Genomic DNA, 2,644 nt, shown 5'->3' with positions numbered 1-2,644 from the left:
GTAAACGTCCTTTTTTCCGCATACAATTACTATGTCGACTGTAAAACAACCGATTACAAAGTTCTTAGTACGCGATAGGATTTTAAGATTTAACATTTATTGTTTGTAAAAGCATGGAAGGTTCTGTTTCCAGTCCACTTGTTCCATACCTAGAGTATTGAAAAGATTTTCCATATAAGGTTCTTCCTTCAACTTGTTCAGCTTACAACTCTCCATCAAAGAGAACATAAAGGAGGCATTCTCTGCTGCCGTTTCAGAACCTATATTCTGACAAACTTTCAGGTTCAGCTTGATAGGCTTCATACGCTGTTCACAGAGGTTGTTGCTCAACTGAACCCTTCCGTCCAGAATGAAGTTCCTCAAACTTTCCCATTGGTTCAACATATAAGTGACAGCCTTTTTCATCAGTGAATTTGCCATTGTGGCTGTGTCCTTAGACAAAGATTTGATCCTGCAATAAATCCTGGTCATTATCGGTACCGACCTGTTCTCCCTTTCCGTTTTCCTTTCCTGAGCATCAAGTTCCTTCTTTGCACATTCAGCTTCAACCTTGAACAAATCCGCCACATCATTGATAATGGTTCTAGCCTCACTACAGCTGTCCAGGGCTTCAACAAACAAACGACGGGCATGAGTCCAACAACCACAACGGATGATTTCAGGATATTTTTCGGCATCGTCAAAAACGCTATAAGCCACATAGCCGTCTGAAGAAATATAACCACAGAAAGCATCCAAAAAGTCGGTTACAACCTTACGGGCACGGCTACCTGATTCATAAAGGTAATATACCATTTTCTTCAGATGAGCATAAAAGGCCCAGATATATTTTTTCTTGAAAGACTTCTGTTCATTCTTAACCATACCGATAAGGGCACAAGTTTCATCAATCATCAGATAGTCAGTGTCCTTTACTTCGTTACGGAAGAGTTCTTCCAATTTTTCCCTAATAGCACGGATACCCATATGAAGGTAACGGTTCAATGAAGAACGGCTGAGGAATACACCCAATGAAGCAAGACGTCTTCTTATCTTGTTCACGGACAGGTTATATACATATTTCCATGACAACATTTCTGCAAACATCCGGGCACTGAACGGGCAACGTCCCACGATGTTAGGGCACTCCATAGTCGGTTTAAAAGTACCGTCAGCCAACTGAACACGGGCTACTTCATACACATGCTTGATAATCTTGGCCGGCTGATATTCAAAAACCGTATAATAGCATAAATCAATCTCACCATTACGTTTCATAAAACGTGCTCCAGTGGGAAGTTCATAATATTCATCCACTTTATGGGTTATGGTCTCATCCGCATGATTGGGAGTCTTGGAAGTACGGGGAGCAGCTTCCTTTGGGGAAGTATCTTGCTGCTCCTGATGACTATCTTCCTCTTGATTGTCCTGTAGCTGTGTATTGGAACTTCCATCGTAATCGGACTTTTCCTCTGCACGGACATCCTTATCGCGATTATTCAAAAGCTTGGACTGCTCTGAACTACGTACAAAACGTTTCTTCTTGCCAAGTTTTGCTTGTTCATGGGCATCATACAATTGCTGTTCAAGATCTGCAATCCGATTGTCTTTTTCTTCCAGCTTCTTGCACAATGACTTTATTTCAGCCAAGAGGTCATCGATGGCCTGCTTGGATTGATCCATAGACTGACGGAGCATAGAGACCTCCTCGGTCAAAGCCTTGACCTGAGCATAAAGCATCCTCTTTTCTTCATTGGCTGCAGCCAATTGGGAGCGATATAGTTCTATAATCCGTTCATCTATCATGGTATAAAGATACTCATTTTTAACGAATTACACAAATAAAATAAGACTTATTTTATTGATTGTAAAAACATTAGCTGTTACCCGGCTTTGGGTATGCTTATCTGGCTGATGACCAAACTTTCGGTCAAATAAACCATATCGTTCCAATTTATCTGATAACTTTTTGTCTTGTCATCATAGATAGGCTTCTTGAACTTACCCATTAGAGGGCGCTTTTCATAAAGCACATAGAAACCACGCTCATAATGTAGAATCTTGATGATACGACGATTCTTGGACATGAAGATATAAACGTTGTTCGGATTATTGGGATTCTGCTTCATCTCATGACGGACAACATCACTCAAGCCATAAACCCCTTTTCGCATATCAATACTACCATTGAAAAGGTAATAATTCAGTGTTCCTGTCAGACCTAACATAATCAACTAATCAATTTTTGAAACACATGGAGCATCTTCTCGTAAGTGGTATTACGGATAACAACACTTGTTCCATCCTGTAACTGCAGATTGGCATAACGGATGATGGACATGCCCGGTTGAAGTTTTTCCTTTTCTGACACTGTTTCGGATGGAATATCCGTCAGCGTTACCGGAGACATAACGGGAGCTTGTTTTTCCTCCATGCGACCAAGCTTCTCGTTCCATAACTGCTTGCGTTGCCATTCGGTAAATTTATGGTAATTGACACCTGCATCGATGCAGAATTCTTTCAAATCTTTGCCGTTGCTGCAAAGTTGGTAAAGTTCGTAAACTTCTCGGTATTTCTCAGATTGTGACATAACTGTAAATTTCAAGTTTGCCACAAAGGTATATTTATATTAAATCAGCGTCAAGGCGGAAAATAGGACGTTTAC

The 2,644-nt window shown here is 40.7% G+C and carries 3 protein-coding genes; all 3 read right to left on the bottom strand.

Annotation, left to right across the window (positions count from 1 at the left end; translation table 11 throughout):
- Window positions 1-96: 96 nt before the first annotated feature.
- Window positions 97-1,785 carry an IS66 family transposase gene (tnpC, locus tag M1B78_RS18265; RefSeq protein WP_257941472.1) on the bottom strand — a complete coding sequence of 563 codons (1,689 nt, stop codon included), beginning with the start codon at window positions 1,783-1,785 and terminating at the stop codon, window positions 97-99.
- Between the two features lie 77 nt (window positions 1,786-1,862).
- Entirely contained in the window at window positions 1,863-2,207 is a 345-nt protein-coding gene (gene tnpB / locus M1B78_RS18260) for an IS66 family insertion sequence element accessory protein TnpB (RefSeq protein ID WP_257941471.1), read from the bottom strand.
- Window positions 2,208-2,209: 2 nt separating this feature from the next.
- Window positions 2,210-2,569, bottom strand: a complete 360-nt coding sequence (locus M1B78_RS18255) for a hypothetical protein (RefSeq protein WP_257941470.1) — start codon at window positions 2,567-2,569, stop codon at window positions 2,210-2,212.
- Between the last annotated feature and the right edge of the window lie 75 nt (window positions 2,570-2,644).

This window comes from Bacteroides muris (ex Fokt et al. 2023) (assembly GCF_024704895.1).
Lineage (GTDB): Bacteria > Bacteroidota > Bacteroidia > Bacteroidales > Bacteroidaceae > Bacteroides > Bacteroides muris.
This window is presented reverse-complemented; position numbering and strand designations above follow the sequence as displayed.